Below are 17,099 nucleotides of genomic sequence, written 5' to 3'. Positions count from 1 at the left end.
GATTCGGACAACCGTGGACGCGCAAGGCCGTGGGCGGGCGGACAACATCGATCCCGCAGACCAGTGGGTGCTCAATCCGAACACCGGCGAATACGAACTGCGACTGACTCCTTCCGCTCCGCAGTCGTCGGTCCCCAGCCCGCGTAGACCGTCCTCGCGCGGTGCGGGCGGGGGCGGCGGCAACGCGGCGGCGGGCCGGCGCGCCGGCGCGCCGGGAGAGCGGTCCGCGCCCGGACGGCAGCAGTCCCGCGAGGCGGCTCCGGGCCGCACCGTGCCCGGGCCGCGCCGCCGTCGTGGCGCGCCGCCGCCGCAGGAGCCGGTGCCCGGGCGGCGGGGGCGCCGGCCGGAGAAGAAGAAGTCGAGGACCAAGAAGGTCCTGATGTGGACCGGCGGCACCATGGCGTTCGTCCTGGTGGGCGTCGGCACGGCCGGCTATCTGATCCTCAAGCACCTCGAGGGCAACATCTCCACCACCGACGTGGGCAGCGCGGCCAAGAACGGCTTCAGCAAGGACGAGGCCTTCAACATCCTGGTCATCGGCACCGACAAGCGGACCGGCAAGGGCAACGGGGGCTACGGCGACAAGGGCAGCGTGGGCCACGCGGACACGAACATCCTGCTGCACGTCTCCAAGGACCGTACGAACGCGACCGCGCTGAGCATCCCCCGCGACCTGATCGTGGACGTCCCGGACTGCCCGACCAAACAGTCCGACGGCAGCATGAAGGTCATCCCGGGCACGCAGGACGTCCGCTTCAACACGAGCCTCGGCCAGGACGGCCGCGACGCGGGCTGCACGATGCGCACGGTCAAGGAGGTCACCGGCATCGCGCCCGACCACTTCATGATGGCCGACTTCAACGCGGTCAAGACCCTGACGTCCGCCGTGGGCGGCGTCGAGGTGTGCCTCAAGCACGCCGTCGACGACCCGGACTCGCACCTGAAGCTGTCCGCCGGCACGCACAAGGTCGAGGGCGAGCAGGCGCTGGCGTTCGTCCGCACCCGGCACAGCTTCGGCAACCAGGGCGATCTGGACCGCATCAAGGTGCAGCAGCAGTTCCTCGGCTCGCTGATGCGCAAGATGTCCTCCGGCGACACCCTCACCAACCCGGCCAAGCTCTACGACCTGGCCGACGCCGCCACCAAGGCGCTCACCGTCGACCAGGGCATCAAGAAGGTCAGCACGCTCAAGGACATCGCCCTGGAGCTGAAGAAGGTGCCGCCGAAGAACATCACCTTCCTGACGGTGCCGGTCCTCGACAACCCGGCGGACGGCAAGATCCACAAGACGGTCATCGTCGACCCGAACAAGGCCCCCCAGGTCTTCGACACCATCGGCAGCGACGTCTCCTTCACCGAGGTGAAGAAGAAGCAGCAGCAGGCGAAGGACGCCGAGGCCGACCGGCTCAAGGGCCCCCAGTCGGCCGCCTCCGACGTGCGGGTGCGGATCCTGAACGGTGGCGCCCCTCCCGGTTCCGCGTCGCAGACGCTGACCTGGCTGCAGAACCAGCAGGGCGTCAGCAAGTCCGAGAACGCGGGCAACGCGCCCGCGGCCATCGGCAAGACCACGCTCGAGTACGCGCCCGACCAGGCCGACCAGGCCCGTAAGCTCGCCGCGCTGATGGGGCTGTCCGGTTCCGCGCTGAAGCCGGGCAAGAGCGTGACCAACTCCCAGGGGCTGCCGGCGATGACGCTGACCCTGGGCAAGGACTTCAAGGGCGCGGGAGTGTCCCTCACCGCTCCGACGAAGGCGCCGGACGTGGACGGGAAGTCCACGGCCGACAAGGTTCAGTGCGCGAGTTGAGCGCACTGGGCCACCCTTCGGGCCTGTCGAGCGTCTAACAGGGCGCACGACAGGCCTGTTCGGTGAAGTCAGGGTGGGGAGGATGGGGAGTTGACCCAGAGCGGTCTGCGCGGGGAGGGGCCTGCGGTCGAGGACACGGCGCCCCTCGCGTCGCGAGGGAACGTGTCGGGCGGCCGCGGCCGTCACGGCGGCAGAGGACATGGCGGACATGGCGGACGCGGCACCGCGGGCAGACGTCCCAAACGGCGCGTGCTGCGCTGGTCGGCGACGGTGCTCGCGGTGGTGATACTCGGCACGGCCGGCGCCGGATACCTCTACTACGAGCATCTGAACAGCAACATCCGCAAGGGCGAGCGCAGCAGCGGCGACTCCAAGGCGCGGAAGGCGAAGCCGAACGCGGCCGGCCAGACGCCCGTGAACATCCTGCTGATCGGCTCCGACAGCCGTAACTCCGACGCGAACGTGGCGCTCGGCGGCAGCAGGGAGAACCGGGGCAACCCGCCGCTGGGCGACGTGCAGATGCTCATCCACCTGGCCGCGGACCGCAAGAGCGCCGCCGTGGTGAGCATTCCGCGCGACACCCGCGTCGACATCCCCAAGTGCACGGACCCGAAGACCGGCCACGTCTACCCGCCGACCAACGCCATCATCAACGAGTCACTGGCCCGCGGCGGCGCCGGCTGCACCCTCGCCACCTGGCAGAACCTCACCGGTGTCTACATCGACCACTGGATGACCATCGACTTCGCGGGCGTGGTGAAGATGGCGGACGCCATCGGCGGCGTCGACGTCTGCACCAAGCAGAACGTGTGGGACCGCCCGCTGCCGAGCGTGCCCGGCGGCTCCGGACTGAAGCTGAAGGCCGGCACGACCAAGGTCAAGGGCAAGCAGGCCCTCCAGTGGCTGCGCACCCGGCACGCCTGGGGCAGCGACCCGCTGCGCGCCAGGGCCCAGCACATGTACCTGAACTCGATGATCCGCACGCTGAAGAGCCAGAGCGTCTTCACCGACACCGGCCGCCTGATGAACCTGGCCGAGGCGGCCACGAAGTCCCTCCAGGTCTCCGAGGAGATCGGCACCGTCAAGAAGCTGTACGACCTGGCGATGCAGCTCAAGACGGTCCCGACCAACCGCATCACCATGACGACGATGCCCAACGTCGAGGACCCGCAGAACAAGGACCATCTCGTACCGGACGGCGCCAACGCCGAGAAGGTGTGGAAGATGATCCGCGACGACGTGTCCTTCGACGCCAACGGCAAGGCCTCCGACGGCAAGAAGGACGGGTCCGGCGCCGGCGGCAAGCAGGGCGCGGACCAGGAGCAGGCCTCCGCGGACCCCGCGCACCCGGACGGCCAGATCGGCGTCGCCGTGCAGAACGGCACCCGTACGTCCACCCTCGCCCCGGTCTCCCACCGGGCGACCGACATCAGCCAGGAGCTCGTGCGGAAGGGCTTCACCAGGGCCGCGGCGGACGCGTCGGTGACGCCGTCCGCGGACGAGACGGTCGTCCGCTACCCGAGCGCCGACCTGAAGGGCGACGCCGAACGTGTCGCGGCGGCGCTGGGCATCCCGATGTCCTCGGTGGAGAAGTCGACGGACGTCACCGGTGTGACCCTCGTCGTCGGCTCGGACTGGCGCACGGGCACCAGCTACCCGAAGCAGGAGGCGCCGAAGGCCGGCGACATCCCGGAGAACTCCGACGCCATCAACGGCGCCGACACCGGGCAGTGCATGGACGTGTACGCGCCCTACCGCTGGTAGCCCGCCTCCGGGTGCGTTTCTTGAACGCCCGCACGCGGGCAAGTCCTCGGCCGCGTGCGGGCGTTGCGGGCGCGGGTGGCAGGATCGGCGGGCAGCGAGGTGATCCGGGCGTCCCGTCGGCAGGGGTGACGTCCTGCCGAGGGGAGTGGTGACGTGGCGGCAGATGTGACGGTGGCCCGGCAGGACGGACGGCCCCACGCGGAGCGGCGGCGGCGCGGGACCCTGGTCCGCGGGCTGCTGTTCGTGCTGACCGCGGTGGTGGCCGGGGCCGCCGGTGTGGCGGGCACCCTGGTGTACCAGAGGGCGACCGCCGAGGACACGGCGGCGGTCGACGCGCAGGCCGACCGGCTCGCCGAGGATCTGCGGGCGGACCTGAACGCGGGTTTCTACTCGCCGGGGCAGACCTACGGAGGGCAGTTCACCGAGGGAACCCTCGTCGCCCAGGTCGAGGGGCACGGCGGTGTGCTGCTGAGCTCGGACACGGCCCCGGGCGGGCCGGGCGGCCGGACGCACACGATGACGGTGATGCTGGGGCTGGTGCCGCCGGAGGCGGGCACCGTCGACGCGCACGCCTATCCGGTCCGCTGCTACCGCTACACCTTCGCCGTCGGCACGTACAGCGTCAAAAAGTCCCATCTGGACTGCCCGGCGGTACGGACCGACGGCCGGCCGGGCAGCCTCGTGGCGCAGATGGGCGGGCTGCTCGCGCGGCAGTCGACCGGCGCGTCCGGGCGGATGGCGACCACCGGCTACCCGCACTCCGCGCGGGGCGCCGTGGACTTCCTGACGGACAAGCGGCTGGTCGCCGCGCAGGACACCGTGAGCGAGGTCTCCGGCGGCCCCGCCGGAGGTGACGTGAACGTGTTCGCGTTGCGCGTCAACGGCACCTGCCACTATCTGCGGATGGACGCCTCGTCCACCGTGTCCCGCCTGGTGCCGCTCTGGCTCGCGCCCGCCGACGAGCAGGAGACCTGCGACGTGACCCGGGCCCGGGCGGCCTCCGCCCTGTACGGGACGGACCCGGCGAAGGCGGGATGAGCGACGGACGCGGTCGCCGGGCGCCGCCGCCTCACCCGGGCGGGCGTAGCGGATTCCGTGCTTCCGTCGGATGGCGGGGGGCGGTCGAGGGGCGTACGACGGAAGGGCACGGGGCCCGCCCCGAGGCCCCGGCTGCCTTCGTCCCCCCAGGAGGAGCCATGACCCAGCCCGGAACCATGACCGCCATGAGCAAGCAGATGCAGGACTGCGTCGAGGCGTGCATGTCCTGCCACACCGTCTGCGAGGAGGCCATGAGCTCCTGCATGCAGATGGGCGGCCAGGCGCAGATGCAGATCATGCGCGCGCTCATGGACTGCTCCGAGACCACGCGCATGTGCGCGGACATGATGATGCGCCGCTCGCCGATGGCGGCCGAGATGTGCGCGATGTGCGCCAAGGCGTGTGACATGTGCGCCGAGGCGTGTATGTCGCTGCCCGAGGACAAGATGATGCAACGCTGCGCGGAGGCGTGTCGCCGCTGCGCGGAGATGTGTCGCGCGATGACGGGCGCCCGGATGTGACCCGGCCGGGCGCGACGGCGAGGGCCCCGCGGACAGTACCGCGGGGCCCTGCCCCTGACAGGTCGTCCGGCGGCCGCCCGGTTGCCCGGCGGCCGTCCGGTCAGTTGCCGGAGACGGTCACCGTCTCGTCGTTCTTCAACTCGTCGACCAGGGTCTTGACCTTCGCCTTGTCCCAGACGAGGTTGCCGCCCGAGGAGCCGGATATCGGCATGTTCATGGACTTGCCGTCACCGCCGCTGACGCCCTTCATCGCCCAGAACATGGAGGCCAGGTCCCACAGGCTCATGTCCTTGTCGACGACCAGGGAGTCCAGGCCCGCCCCCATCGTCGGATAGAACTTGAACGGGTTCAGGACCGTCGACGGGGTGGCCACCTGGTGGGCCAGCGCGGACAGGAACTTCTGCTGGTTCTTGGTGCGCTGGAGGTCCGAGGCGGCGAAGGCGTGCCGGGTACGGACGAAGGCCAGGGCCTGCTCGCCGTTCAGCTTCTGCTTGCCCGCCTGGAAGTCGGCGCCCGACCACTTGTCCTTGAAGGGCTTGTCGATGGTCATCTCGACGCCGCCGACCGCGTCCACGATGTTGGCGAAGCCGGCGAAGCCGATCTCCACGTAGTGGTCGATGTGCAGGCCGGTGTTGTACTCGATGGTGCGGACCAGCAGGGTCGGCCCGTCGAACGCGTACGCCGCGTTCAGCTTGTTCGTGCCCATCGCCGGCCTGATCTTGCCGGACTCCGAGCCGCGGAACTGCGGGATGGTGACGTTGGAGTCGCGCGGCAGGGAGATCAGCGTGTCGCCGTTGTCCCCGACGTGCAGGATCATCATCGAGTCGGTGCGCTTGCCCTCGGCGGAGCCGGTGTGGAGCTTCTTCTTGTCCTCGGCGGACATTCCGGCGCGGCTGTCGGAGCCGACGATCAGGTAGTTCGTGCCCTTGCCGGCCTCCGGCCGGTCGATGACCTTGGACAGGTCGACGTCCCGGTGCAGCTTGGAGTCGGCCCAGAAGTAGGTGGCCACCGAGGTGACCACCAGCGCGGTGACCAGGGTTATCGCGGTCCATTTGATGCGACGGCCCCAGTTGGGCGCGGGACGGGGACCGCGGGTGCCGCCCTCGCCCGGACCGCCGGGACCGTCGCCGCCCGGCCGGCCGTAGACCTGTCCGGTGTTGTAGCCGCTGTCGTAGCCGTAACCGTCGTCGCTGTCGGTGTAGCCGTCGGCGTAGCCGCCGCCGGCGTACGACGGCTGCTGCGGCACCCCGTACGGAGGCGCCGCGGGCCGCTGCCCGCCCTGCCTGCCGTAGGCGCCCTGCCCGGGCGGTACCGCCGGGCCGCCGCGCCGCACCTGGCGCATCACACGCGCGCCCTCCGGCTGCGCTCCGGCGCTGCCGCGTCCGTACCGGGGTCCACGCTCGTCGCCGGACCACCCCTCGGGCCAATCATTCATGGGCCCCAGTGTGCAGGTCTCGCCCGTATGGCGTACAAGGGCCGTCGGAAAATCAGGTCACGGCTGTTGCGAAGCCGACACAAATCCCCCCTATGTCGCCTCGGCATAAGGTGGGGGCCATGACAGACCAGGCCTTCGTCGCGGAAACCGGCACCGCGGAAATCCCGGGCAGGCCCACCTCGGCGTCCCGGACCACTCTCAGCCACATCATGACCCACAACGACACCAACCTCCTGGGCACGGTGCACGGCGGTGTGATCATGAAGCTGGTCGACGACGCGGCGGGCGCGGTTGCCGGCCGGCACAGCGGCGGCCCCGCCGTCACCGCCTCCATGGACGAGATGGTGTTCCTGGAGCCCGTCCGGGTCGGCGACCTCGTCCACGTGAAGGCCCAGGTCAACTGGACCGGCCGGACCTCCATGGAGGTGGGCGTCCGCGTCCTGGCCGAGCGCTGGAACGAGTCCACCCCGGCCACCCAGGTCGGCTCCGCCTACCTGGTCTTCGCCGCCGTGGACGCGGACGGAAAGCCCCGCGTGGTGCCGCCGGTCCTGCCCGAGACCGAGCGGGACAAGCGGCGCTACCAGGAGGCCCAGATACGCCGCACCCACCGCCTGGCCCGCCGCCGCGCGATCAAGGAACTGCGGGAGAAGCGGGCGGCGGAGGGCTACGAGGACTGAGCTCCCGCCGGCCTCACCCGCACTGCACCTCGTCGCCCCTGACCACGCGGGCCGCGCCCTGCACCGGATCCTCCACGCGGACCTTGCGCACCTGACGGAAGTCGCCGCCCGCGATCACCCTGAGGGTCGGGCCCTGCCCCGGCACGGCCCGCAGCTCGGCTCCCGGCAGCGCCGCGGCGAGCGACCGCGCCGAGCGGTCCCACCGGGGGTCGTAGAGCACCACGGTCCGCTTCACCCCGCGTTCCTTGGAGTCCACGGGGGCCCTGGTGGTGAGGAACCCGGCCGCCGCCAGCGCGGTGTCCACGCGCCTGCCGAGCCCGACCGTGGTGGTGCCGTTCTCCACCTGGACCCGGATGCGCTGCGGGGCGACCCCCACGGCCACGGCGCGGTCCCGCCGCGGCGACGGCTTGCGCACCGAGAGCGGGCGGTCCTCGCGCAGCGTCCGGAACAGCTGCTCGGCCTTGGCCTTGTCCCACTTCACGGTCGAACCGAGCCCGCCCACGGGAACGGCCGGCTGCTCGACCGGGACGGTGGTGAACTCGGAGGAGGAGGGGGAGAAGCTCCGCATCGCCCGCCCGAGGTCGAGCAGCTCCTCGGTGTGGAAACCCTGGTCGGCGCGTACCGAGCTGAGCACGGCCCGGGTCACGTCCCGGAACTTCATCGGGTTCAGCAGCACCCGGGAGGAGGTCGCGCGTTCGATCAGCGCGGCCAGGAAACGCTGCTGGCGCTGCATCCGGCCGAAGTCGCTGGCCCCGTCGACGTGCCGCGAGCGGACGTACTGGAGTGCCTGGCCGCCGGTGAGGGTGTGGGTGCCGGCGGGCAGGTCCAGGCCGGTGTAGGAGTCCTTCAGCGGTTCGGCGGTGCAGACCGGGACGCCGCCGAGGACGTCGACGGTGCGCATGAAGGTGGTGAAGTCCACCTCCAGGTAGTGGTCGATCTTCAGCCGGGTCATGCCCTCGACCACGCGCACGGTCAGGTTCGGTCCGCCCTCGGCATAGGCCGCGTTCAGCTTGACCGGGTGCGGCCCGTGCCGCTTGCCGGTGTTCCGGTCGACATGGGCGGGCAGCTCGGCGTACGAGTCGCGGGGCAGGCTGACCACGCTGGCCCGTTCCCGGTCCGCCGACAGGTGCACGATCATCATCGTGTCGGTGCAGTGGCAGGGCTGCCCGCCCAGCCGGTACTTGCGCCGCTCCTGGGCGCTGATCTTGTCCCGGCCGTCGGTGCCGACCAGCAGGACGTTCATCCCGTGGCCCCTGGGCGGGCGGTTCTTCATGTCCTTGAAGGGATCGACCCGGACGATGCCCGCGTCCAGGCTGGAGACCACCGCGTGCCCGATCCCGGCCGAGGCGAGCACCACCACCGACAGCGTGGTCGCCGCCCGCATGGCCCAGCGCGGTCTGCGGCGCGGCACCGGCGCGTACGGCACTCCGTCCGGCCGCTGCGGTACGGCGGCCTGCCGCGACCCGCGCCGGGACCGCGCGGCGGGCCGGGACTGCGGGGACGACCGGGGCGGCGTGGTGGACATGCAGGGACACCTCCGCATATGGCGTGGGTGGGCACCGTGAGCACCGTAGGGCCATACGATCTGCGCACCGGGGCAGTGCCCCCTGCGGCGCGCACCGGTGTCCCCCGTACGCGGTAACGTGAGCACCGATGAACGCCAAGCCCGACGTGCGGTTCCCCGCCGTGTCTGTGATCATGCCCGTCCTCAACGAGGAGCGGCATCTGCGCGGGGCCGTCGAAGCGATCCTCGCGCAGGAGTACGACGGCGAGATGGAGGTCGTGATCGCCCTGGGTCCGTCCACGGACCGCACGGACGAGATCGCCGCCGAGCTCGTACGGAACGACCCGCGCGTCCACACGGTCCCGAACCCCACCGGCCGCACCCCCGCCGCGCTGAACGCCGCGATCAAGGCCTCCCGCCATCCGATCGTGGTCCGCGTCGACGGCCACGGCATGCTCTCGCCGAACTACATCGCCACGGCCGTACGCCTCCTGGAGGAGACCGGCGCGCAGAACGTCGGCGGCATCATGCACGCCGAGGGCGAGAACGCCTGGGAGCACGCGGTCGCGGCGGCCATGACCTCGAAGATCGGTGTGGGCAACGCGGCCTTCCACACCGGCGGCGAGGCCGGCCCGGCCGAGACGGTCTACCTGGGTGTCTTCCGCCGTGCGGCCCTGGAGCAACAGGGCGGCTACAACGAGGAGTTCATCCGCGCCCAGGACTGGGAGCTGAACTTCCGCATCCGCGAGGCGGGCGGCCTGATCTGGTTCTCGCCCGAGCTGAGGGTCTCCTACCGGCCGCGCCCGAACGTGCGGGCGCTCGCCAAGCAGTACAAGGACTACGGCCGCTGGCGGCATGTCGTCGCCCGCTACCACGAGGGCTCCATCAACCTGCGCTATCTCGCCCCGCCGACCGCCGTGTGCGCGATCGCGGCAGGGATCGTGGTGGGCGCGGCCCTGACCCCCTGGGCGTTCGTGGTCCCGGGCGGTTATCTGGCGGCGATCGCCGCCGGGTCGGTGCCGGCCGGCAAGGGCCTGCCGCTCAGCGCCCGGCTGCGGATACCGGTGGCCCTGGCCACCATGCACATGTCGTGGGGCTGGGGCTTCCTGACCAGCCCGAAGGCGCTGGCGAGGAAGGTCATCGCCTCGCGCCGGCCGGCGGTCACCTCGCCGAGCTGAGCACTCCCGCAGCCGAGCGGTGCCGCAGGACGCGTGAAGGGTGCCCGACCGGCGGGCACCCTTCGGTCATCGGCTCACCTGCCGCTTACGGCAGGTTGCGCGCCATGACGATCCGCTGGACCTGGTTGGTGCCCTCGTAGATCTGGGTGATCTTGGCGTCGCGCATCATGCGCTCCACCGGGTAGTCGCGGGTGTAGCCGTAGCCGCCGAGGAGCTGGACGGCGTCGGTGGTGACCTCCATGGCGACGTCCGAGGCGAAGCACTTGGCGGCGGCGCCCTGGTAGGTGAGGTCGGCGTCGCCGCGCTCGGAGGCGGCGGCGGCCTGGTAGGTCAGGGCGCGGGCGGCCGAGATCTTCATGGCCATGTCGGCGAGCATGAACTGGATGCCCTGGAAGTCGGCGATCGCCTTGCCGAACTGCTTGCGCTCCTTGACGTAGCCCTTGGCGTAGTCGAGCGCCCCCTGGGCGATGCCGAGGGCCTGTGCGGCGATGGTGATGCGGGTGTGGTCCAGGGTCTTCATCGCCGTGGCGAAGCCGGTGCCCTCCTCGCCGATCATGCGGTCGGCGGGGATGCGCACGTTGTCGAGGTAGACCTCGCGGGTCGGGGAGCCCTTGATGCCGAGCTTCTTCTCCGGGGCGCCGAAGGAGACGCCCGGGTCGGACTTCTCGACGACGAAGGCGCTGATGCCCTTGGAGCGCTTCTCCGGGTCGGTGACGGCCATCACCGTGTAGTACTCGGAGACCCCGGCGTTGGTGATCCAGCGCTTGACGCCGTTGAGCACGTAGGTGTCGCCGTCGCGGACCGCCTTGGTCTTCATGCCGGCCGCGTCGGAGCCCGCGTCCGGCTCGGAGAGGCAGTACGAGAACATCCCGTTGCCCTTGGCGAGCGGGGTCATGTACCGCTTCTTCAGGTCCTCGGAGCCGGACAGCAGCACCGGCAGGGAGCCCAGCTTGTTCACCGCGGGGATCAGCGAGGAGGACGCGCAGACACGGGCCACCTCCTCGATCACGATGACCGTGGCGAGGGCGTCCGCGCCCGCGCCGCCGTACTCCTCGGGGACGTGCACGGCGTGCAGGTCGTTCGCGACCAGCGCCTCCAGGGCCTCCTGCGGGAAGCGGGCCTCCTCGTCCACCGCGGCGGCGTACGGCGCGATCTTCGCCTCGGCCAGCGAGCGGATGGCGTCGCGGAGCATGTCGTGCTCCTCGGACGGGCGGTACAGGTCGAAATCAGCCGATCCGGCCAAGGTCTCTCACGCTCCAAAAGCGACCAGTGTGACGCTAACTACCGTTAAGTAACCCGAATTTTAGGTGCCTGCCCGCGCAAGTGATACGTGAGCTTGGCGACAGCGGGGACATTGCCCGGCGATGGCCTTGCGCATACCCCCGATATGCTCGGGCAGCGCATCACCCCCGTCCCTCCTGGAGCATCCATGAGCCTCAAGATCACCGTGATCGGCACCGGCTATCTCGGCGCGACGCACGCCGCGGCCATGGCCGAGCTGGGGTTCGAGGTGCTGGGCCTGGACGTCGTCCCCGAGAAGATCGAGATGTTGCAGCGGGGCGAGGTCCCGATGTACGAGCCCGGTCTGGAGGAGCTGCTGCGCAAGCACGTGGCCGGTATCGAGGGCTCCAGCGGGCGGCTGCGCTTCACCCAGGACTGGGCCGAGGTGGGCGCCTTCGGCGACGTCCACTTCGTCTGTGTGAACACCCCGCAGAAGCACGGCGAGTACGCCTGTGACATGTCCTACGTCGACTCCGCGGTGGCCTCGCTCGCCCCGCATCTGACCGGGCCCGCGCTGGTCGTCGGCAAGTCGACGGTGCCGGTCGGGTCGGCGGACCGGCTGGCCCGGACGATCGCCGAGCTGGCGCCCGCGGGCGAGGACGCCGAACTGGCCTGGAACCCGGAGTTCCTGCGCGAGGGCTTCGCCGTCCAGGACACGCTGCACCCGGACCGGATCGTGGTCGGCGTGCGCAGCGAGCGGGCGGAGAAGCTGCTGCGCGAGGTGTACGCCACGCCGATCGGCGAGGGCTCGCCCTTCGTCGTCACCGACTTCCCGACCGCCGAGCTGGTGAAGACCTCCGCGAACTCCTTCCTGGCCACGAAGATCTCCTTCATCAACGCGATGGCGGAGGTGTGCGAGGCCGCCGGCGGCGACGTCGCCAAGCTGGCGGAGGCGATCGGGTACGACGACCGGATCGGGAAGAAGTTCCTGCGCGCCGGGATCGGCTTCGGCGGCGGCTGCCTGCCCAAGGACATCCGCGCCTTCATGGCGCGCGCCGGTGAGCTGGGTGCCGACCAGGCGCTGACCTTCCTGCGCGAGATCGACTCGATCAACATGCGCCAGCGCGGGCAGATGGTGGAGCTGGCCCGGCAGGCGCTGGGCGGCGGGCCGTTCCTCGGCAAGCGGGTCGCGGTGCTCGGTGCGACCTTCAAGCCCGACTCGGACGACGTACGCGACTCGCCCGCCCTCAACGTGGCCGGGCAGATCCACCTCCAGGGCGGCCAGGTGACCGTCTACGACCCCAAGGGGATGGAGAACGCCCGGCGCGTCTTCCCGACGCTGGGGTACGCCGAGTCCGCGCTGGAGGCGGTCCGGGGCGCCGATGTGGTGCTGCACCTGACCGAGTGGCGTCAGTTCCGCGAGCTGGACCCGGCCGAGCTGGGCGAGGTCGTCTCCTCCCGCCTGGTCCTGGACGGCCGTAACGCGCTGGATCCGGAACTGTGGCGGCGGGCCGGATGGACGTACCGGGCGATGGGCCGCCCTACGGCCTGAGCCGTACGCGCGGTCGAACGACCGACTCGCCGAACGACCGGCTCACCGGGGGCGACGCCGGTTCGGCCGAGGCTCAGTCGGCCGAACCGGCGTCTTCCCGCATTCTGCACCATCCGCCTGGGTGCCACCCGTACCACCGGGGCGACGGTCACGGCGCCTTGGCGCGATACCGGCGCATCTTCGCGCGTGCCCCGCACACCTGCATCGAGCACCAGCGCCCGCGGCCGGCCGGGCTGCGGTCGTAGTACGCCCAGTGGCAGGTGACCGCCTCGCAGGCCTTCAGCCGGGTCCAGGTGCCGGCGACCAGCGCCTCGGCCACGGCGGCCGCGACACGGGAGGTCAGGGTGGTGGTGTCGGCGGGGGCGAGGGCCGCGGAGCCGTCCTGGGCGTCGACCGCGACCAGCAGCGGGGCCCGCGCCAGCAGCTCGCCCAGGGGCGTCACCTCGCGGTGCGGCAGGTGCCCGGCGTGGGCGAGCAGCGTGGCCCGCAGCGACTCGCGCAGCTCGCGTGCGGCCGGCAGTTCGGCCTCGGTGATCCCGAAGCGCGCCCGGACGTCCGGTGAGTCGAGCGAGTCGCCGCCCGATTCCAGGTCCAGTGTGTTCACCAGGGCCTCGACCAGCGCCAGGCCCGCGGGCGCGGCCGATCTCTCACTCATGGCTGCGACGGTACCTCGAAAAGCTGTTGCGCCGTTACCGGCCATGGGGGAGCATGCGGTAACCGTTACCGGTTATCCGCCTCTACGGGTAACCAGCACTCCTCGGGAGGAAGTCATGGCTCTCGCCAAGCTGGGTGTCGTCGTCCTGGACTGTCCCGACCCGCGCGCGCTCGCCGGTTTCTACGCCGAGGTGCTCGGCGGGACGGTGGAGGGCGAGGGCGACTGGGCGGACCTGAAGGTGCCGGGCGGTCCGTCGCTGGCGTTCCAGGCGGCGCCCGGGCACGTGCCGCCGAAGTGGCCGTCGTCCGACCGCTCGCAGCAGTTCCACCTGGACCTTGTGGTGGAGGACCTGGACGCGGCGGAGAAGGGCGTCCTCGCGCTCGGCGCGGAGCCGCTGGACGCGACGGACCGCACCCGCACCTTCCGGGTCTACGCCGACCCGGCCGGCCACCCGTTCTGCTTGTGCGCCTGCTGACAGGCAACGCACCGTCGCCGTAGTGTCGGCCGGGCGTCGCCCATCAAGGCAGGGAGGGCTTCCGGCCTTCCGTGTTCGTGTCGGCGGCCGGCGTGCCCGCTTTGTCGCGCGCGACGGCTTCCATGAGCCGCCGGGCGTTCGAGGGGGAGCGGAGAAGGTGGGCGGTCTCCCGCCAGGATGCGTACTCGTCGGCAGGCATGTACGGATCCCGGCGGGCCTCGCTGCCGCTCGTGGGCATCTGCTGCCGCCTCTCTCGCATACCGCTGGTACCGAAGAACAGGACTGCCGAGGTACCCGTTCTCCGGTACCGGGCCTCAGCCGTCCAGTTCCTCGATCGTCGCGTTGGACGGGCCCTTGGTGGCGCGCAGGTCGCGGGAGACGTCCTCCGCGGCGCCGAGCACGCGTACCGCGTTCTGCCAGGTCAGCTTGGCCAGGTCGGAACGGGACCAGCCGCGGTCCAGGAGTTCGGCGATCAGGTTGGGGTAGCCGGAGACGTCGCCCAGGCCGTCGGGGGTGAAGGCCGTGCCGTCGTAGTCGCCGCCGATGCCGAGGTGGTCGATGCCGGCGACCTCGCGCATGTGGTCGAGGTGGTCGGCGACCGTGGCGGCCGTGGCGACGGGGCGGGGGTTCGCCTCCTCGAAGGCCCGGTGGACCTTCATGGCCTTCTCCGTGGTGTCCAGGTGGTGGAAGCCGTGCGCCCGCATGTTCTCGTCGGCCGCGGCGGTCCAGTCGACGGCGGCCTGGAGGACGAACTTCGGCACGAACGTCACCATGGCCATGCCGCCGTTGGCGGGCAGGCGTTCGAGGACGTCGTCGGGGATGTTGCGCGGATGGTCGCAGACGGCCCGGGAGGAGGAGTGGGAGAAGACCACCGGGGCGGTGGAGGTGTCCAGCGCGTCCCGCATGGTCGTCGCGGCCACGTGGGAGAGGTCCACCAGCATGCCCAGGCGGTTCATCTCCCGCACCACCTCGCGGCCGAACGCCGACAGTCCGCCCACGCCCGGCTCGTCCGTCGCCGAGTCCGCCCAGGCCACGTTGTCGTTGTGGGTGAGCGTCATGTAGCGCACGCCGAGCGCGTACAGACCGCGCAGGGTGCCGAGCGAGTTCGCGATGGAGTGGCCGCCCTCCGCGCCCATCAGCGAGGCGATACGGCCGTCCGCGCGCGCCGCCTCCATGTCCGCGGCGGTCAGCGCGGGCGCCAGGTCCGCCGGGTAGCGGTCGAGCAGCTGCCGTACGCAGTCGATCTGCTCCAGGGTCGCCGGGACCGGGTCGGGCAGGTCCGAGCGGACGTACACCGACCAGTACTGCGCGCCGACGCCGCCCGCGCGCAGCCGCGGGATGTCGGTGTGCAGGTGGGCGTTCTGGGCGGCGGCGATGTCGCGGGCGCCGAGGTCGTAGCGGACCTGCTCGCGCAGCGCCCAGGGCAGGTCGTTGTGACCGTCGACGACCGGGAACTCGCGCAGCAGTTCCCGGGCTTCCTCGAGGGAGGCCATCGGCGTCACTTCCCCGTGCCGAAGCCGAAGCCGCCGGCGCCCTCGACCTTGGCGCGCAGCCGCTTGCCCTTCTCGGTGGCCTGGTCGTTGAGGTCCTGCTGGAACTCCCGCATGCGGGCCAGGAGCTCCTCGTCGTGGGCGGCGAGGATCCGGGCGGCGAGCAGGCCCGCGTTGCGGGCGCCGCCGACCGAGACCGTCGCGACCGGCACGCCGGCCGGCATCTGCACGATCGACAGCAGCGAGTCCATGCCGTCCAGGTACTTCAGCGGGACGGGCACGCCGATCACCGGCAGCGGGGTGACGGAGGCGAGCATGCCGGGCAGGTGGGCGGCGCCGCCCGCGCCCGCGATGATCGCCTTCAGTCCGCGCTCCGCCGCGTGCTCGCCATAGGTGATCATCTCCCGGGGCATGCGGTGCGCGGAGACGACGTCGACCTCGTAGGAGATCTCGAACTCGTCGAGCGCCTTTGCGGCGGCCTCCATGACGGGCCAGTCGGAGTCCGACCCCATGACGATGCCAACAACTGGGCTCATTCGGTGATCGTGCCTCTCAGGTATCCGGCTGCGTGACGGGCGCGCTCCAGCACGTCGTCCAGGTCGTCGCCGTAGGTGTTGACGTGTCCGACCTTGCGGCCGGGCTTCACGTCCTTGCCGTACATGTGGATCTTGAGCTGCGGGTCGCGGGCCATGCAGTGCAGGTACGCGGAGTACATGTCGGGGTAGTCGCCGCCGAGGACGTTGACCATGACCGTCCACGTGGCGCGCGGGCGCGGGTCGCCCAGCGGCAGGTCGAGGACGGCGCGGACGTGGTTGGCGAACTGGGAGGTGATCGCGCCGTCCTGGGTCCAGTGGCCCGAGTTGTGGGGGCGCATCGCCAGCTCGTTGACGAGGATGCGGCCGTCGCGGGTCTGGAACAGCTCGACGGCGAGGTGGCCGACGACGCCGAGTTCCTTGGCGATCCGCAGGGCCATCTCCTCGGCCTGGAGCGCGAGGTTCTCGTCCAGGCCGGGGGCCGGGGCGATGACCGTGTCGCAGACGCCGTTCACCTGCCGGGACTCGACCACCGGGTAGGCGACGGCCTGGCCGTGCGGGGAGCGGACGACGTTGGCGGCGAGCTCGCGGACGTAGTCGACCTTCTCCTCGGCGAGGACCGGGACGCCCGCCTTGAACGGCTCGGCGGCCTCCTCCACGGAGCCGACCACCCACACGCCCTTGCCGTCGTAGCCGCCGCGGACGGTCTTCAGGACGACCGGGAAGCCGTCGCCCTCCGCGGCGAAGCGGACCACGTCCTGCGGATCGGTCACGATGCGGTGCCGTGGGCAGGGCACTGAGATCGCGTCGAGTCTCGCGCGCATCACCCCCTTGTCCTGGGCATGCACCAGCGCGTCGGGGCCGGGGCGCACGGGTATGCCGTCCGCCTCCAGGGCCCGGAGGTGCTCGGTGGGCACGTGCTCGTGATCGAAGGTGATCACGTCGCATCCGCGCGCGAACTCGCGCAGCGTGTCCAGGTCGCGATAGTCGCCGACGACGACTTCGTTCACGACCTGCGCCGCGGAGTCCTGAGGAGTGTCACTGAGGAGCTTGAACCTGATGCCCAGCGGGATGCCCGCCTCGTGTGTCATACGAGCGAGCTGGCCACCGCCGACCATGCCGACTACGGGGAACGTCACGCCCCCAGGGTATCGGCCGCGCCACCCTGGCCGGATTCCCCGCCGTGCGTCCGCTCACCGCTCGTCCTCCCCCCCGACCGTTTCGTGCGCTCTTCCCTGTCTCTTCCGGGTCT

Annotated in this window: 15 protein-coding genes; 8 read left to right on the top strand and 7 right to left on the bottom strand. The window is 71.1% G+C overall.

Going from position 1 to position 17,099, the window contains the following annotated elements:
* Positions 1-13: 13 nt before the first annotated feature.
* From ABZ484_RS23895 to ABZ484_RS23880, 4 genes are all read left to right on the top strand, one after another.
* Positions 14-1,804, top strand: coding sequence for an LCP family protein (locus tag ABZ484_RS23895; RefSeq protein ID WP_358867949.1), 1,791 nt, complete (start codon positions 14-16; stop codon positions 1,802-1,804).
* A gap of 249 nt (positions 1,805-2,053) precedes the next feature.
* Complete coding sequence (locus ABZ484_RS23890; RefSeq protein WP_358867948.1) at positions 2,054-3,568, top strand: LCP family protein; 1,515 nt, start codon at positions 2,054-2,056, stop codon at positions 3,566-3,568.
* A gap of 153 nt (positions 3,569-3,721) precedes the next feature.
* Entirely contained in the window at positions 3,722-4,606 is an 885-nt protein-coding gene (locus ABZ484_RS23885; RefSeq protein ID WP_358867947.1) for a hypothetical protein, read from the top strand.
* Between the two features lie 158 nt (positions 4,607-4,764).
* Positions 4,765-5,127, top strand: coding sequence for a four-helix bundle copper-binding protein (locus ABZ484_RS23880; protein ID WP_358867946.1), 363 nt, complete (start codon positions 4,765-4,767; stop codon positions 5,125-5,127).
* 100 nt (positions 5,128-5,227) lie between these two features.
* Here ABZ484_RS23880 and ABZ484_RS23875 read toward each other — a convergent pair whose 3' ends face one another.
* Positions 5,228-6,562, bottom strand: a complete 1,335-nt coding sequence (locus ABZ484_RS23875; RefSeq protein ID WP_358867945.1) for an LCP family protein — start codon at positions 6,560-6,562, stop codon at positions 5,228-5,230.
* 92 nt (positions 6,563-6,654) lie between these two features.
* Between ABZ484_RS23875 and ABZ484_RS23870 the strand changes: the two genes are divergently transcribed.
* The gene (locus tag ABZ484_RS23870; protein ID WP_358867944.1) at positions 6,655-7,239 is read left to right on the top strand and encodes an acyl-CoA thioesterase; all 585 of its coding nucleotides are present in this window, start codon (positions 6,655-6,657) and stop codon (positions 7,237-7,239) included.
* Between the two features lie 13 nt (positions 7,240-7,252).
* Here the strand turns inward: ABZ484_RS23870 and ABZ484_RS23865 are convergent, their stop codons facing one another.
* Positions 7,253-8,764 (bottom strand): LCP family protein, encoded by a 1,512-nt coding sequence (locus tag ABZ484_RS23865; protein ID WP_358867943.1) that lies wholly within the window; start codon positions 8,762-8,764, stop codon positions 7,253-7,255.
* Positions 8,765-8,892: 128 nt separating this feature from the next.
* Here ABZ484_RS23865 and ABZ484_RS23860 point away from each other — a divergent pair, with 128 nt between their 5' ends.
* A complete protein-coding gene (locus tag ABZ484_RS23860) occupies positions 8,893-9,921 on the top strand; it encodes a glycosyltransferase family 2 protein (RefSeq protein WP_358867942.1) in 1,029 nt (342 codons plus the stop codon).
* Between the two features lie 85 nt (positions 9,922-10,006).
* Here the strand turns inward: ABZ484_RS23860 and ABZ484_RS23855 are convergent, their stop codons facing one another.
* Positions 10,007-11,164: an acyl-CoA dehydrogenase family protein gene (locus ABZ484_RS23855; protein WP_358867941.1), complete on the bottom strand. Its 1,158-nt coding sequence runs from the start codon at positions 11,162-11,164 to the stop codon at positions 10,007-10,009.
* A 186-nt stretch (positions 11,165-11,350) separates the two neighbouring features.
* Between ABZ484_RS23855 and ABZ484_RS23850 the strand changes: the two genes are divergently transcribed.
* A complete protein-coding gene (locus ABZ484_RS23850; protein WP_358867940.1) occupies positions 11,351-12,694 on the top strand; it encodes a UDP-glucose/GDP-mannose dehydrogenase family protein in 1,344 nt (447 codons plus the stop codon).
* A gap of 148 nt (positions 12,695-12,842) precedes the next feature.
* Here ABZ484_RS23850 and ABZ484_RS23845 read toward each other — a convergent pair whose 3' ends face one another.
* Positions 12,843-13,349, bottom strand: coding sequence for a CGNR zinc finger domain-containing protein (locus ABZ484_RS23845; protein ID WP_358867939.1), 507 nt, complete (start codon positions 13,347-13,349; stop codon positions 12,843-12,845).
* 115 nt (positions 13,350-13,464) lie between these two features.
* Here ABZ484_RS23845 and ABZ484_RS23840 point away from each other — a divergent pair, with 115 nt between their 5' ends.
* Positions 13,465-13,824 carry a VOC family protein gene (locus ABZ484_RS23840; protein ID WP_358867938.1) on the top strand — a complete coding sequence of 120 codons (360 nt, stop codon included), beginning with the start codon at positions 13,465-13,467 and terminating at the stop codon, positions 13,822-13,824.
* Between the two features lie 314 nt (positions 13,825-14,138).
* On the opposite strand, the gene ABZ484_RS23835 is transcribed toward ABZ484_RS23840, so the two are convergent.
* The 3 genes from ABZ484_RS23835 to ABZ484_RS23825 are packed head-to-tail and all read right to left on the bottom strand — an operon-like array spanning position 14,139 to position 16,986.
* On the bottom strand, positions 14,139-15,317 hold the full coding sequence (locus ABZ484_RS23835) for a dipeptidase (RefSeq protein WP_358867937.1): 1,179 nt from the start codon (positions 15,315-15,317) through the stop codon (positions 14,139-14,141).
* 5 nt (positions 15,318-15,322) lie between these two features.
* The gene (purE, locus tag ABZ484_RS23830) at positions 15,323-15,850 is read right to left on the bottom strand and encodes a 5-(carboxyamino)imidazole ribonucleotide mutase (protein ID WP_358867936.1); all 528 of its coding nucleotides are present in this window, start codon (positions 15,848-15,850) and stop codon (positions 15,323-15,325) included.
* Positions 15,847-16,986 carry a 5-(carboxyamino)imidazole ribonucleotide synthase gene (locus ABZ484_RS23825; RefSeq protein WP_358867935.1) on the bottom strand — a complete coding sequence of 380 codons (1,140 nt, stop codon included), beginning with the start codon at positions 16,984-16,986 and terminating at the stop codon, positions 15,847-15,849. The genes purE and ABZ484_RS23825 overlap by 4 nt, the downstream gene beginning before the upstream one ends.
* Positions 16,987-17,099: the final 113 nt, after the last annotated feature.

It is taken from the genome of Streptomyces sp. NPDC006393 (assembly GCF_040628575.1).
In the GTDB taxonomy this organism is placed as follows: domain Bacteria; phylum Actinomycetota; class Actinomycetes; order Streptomycetales; family Streptomycetaceae; genus Streptomyces.
This window is presented reverse-complemented; position numbering and strand designations above follow the sequence as displayed.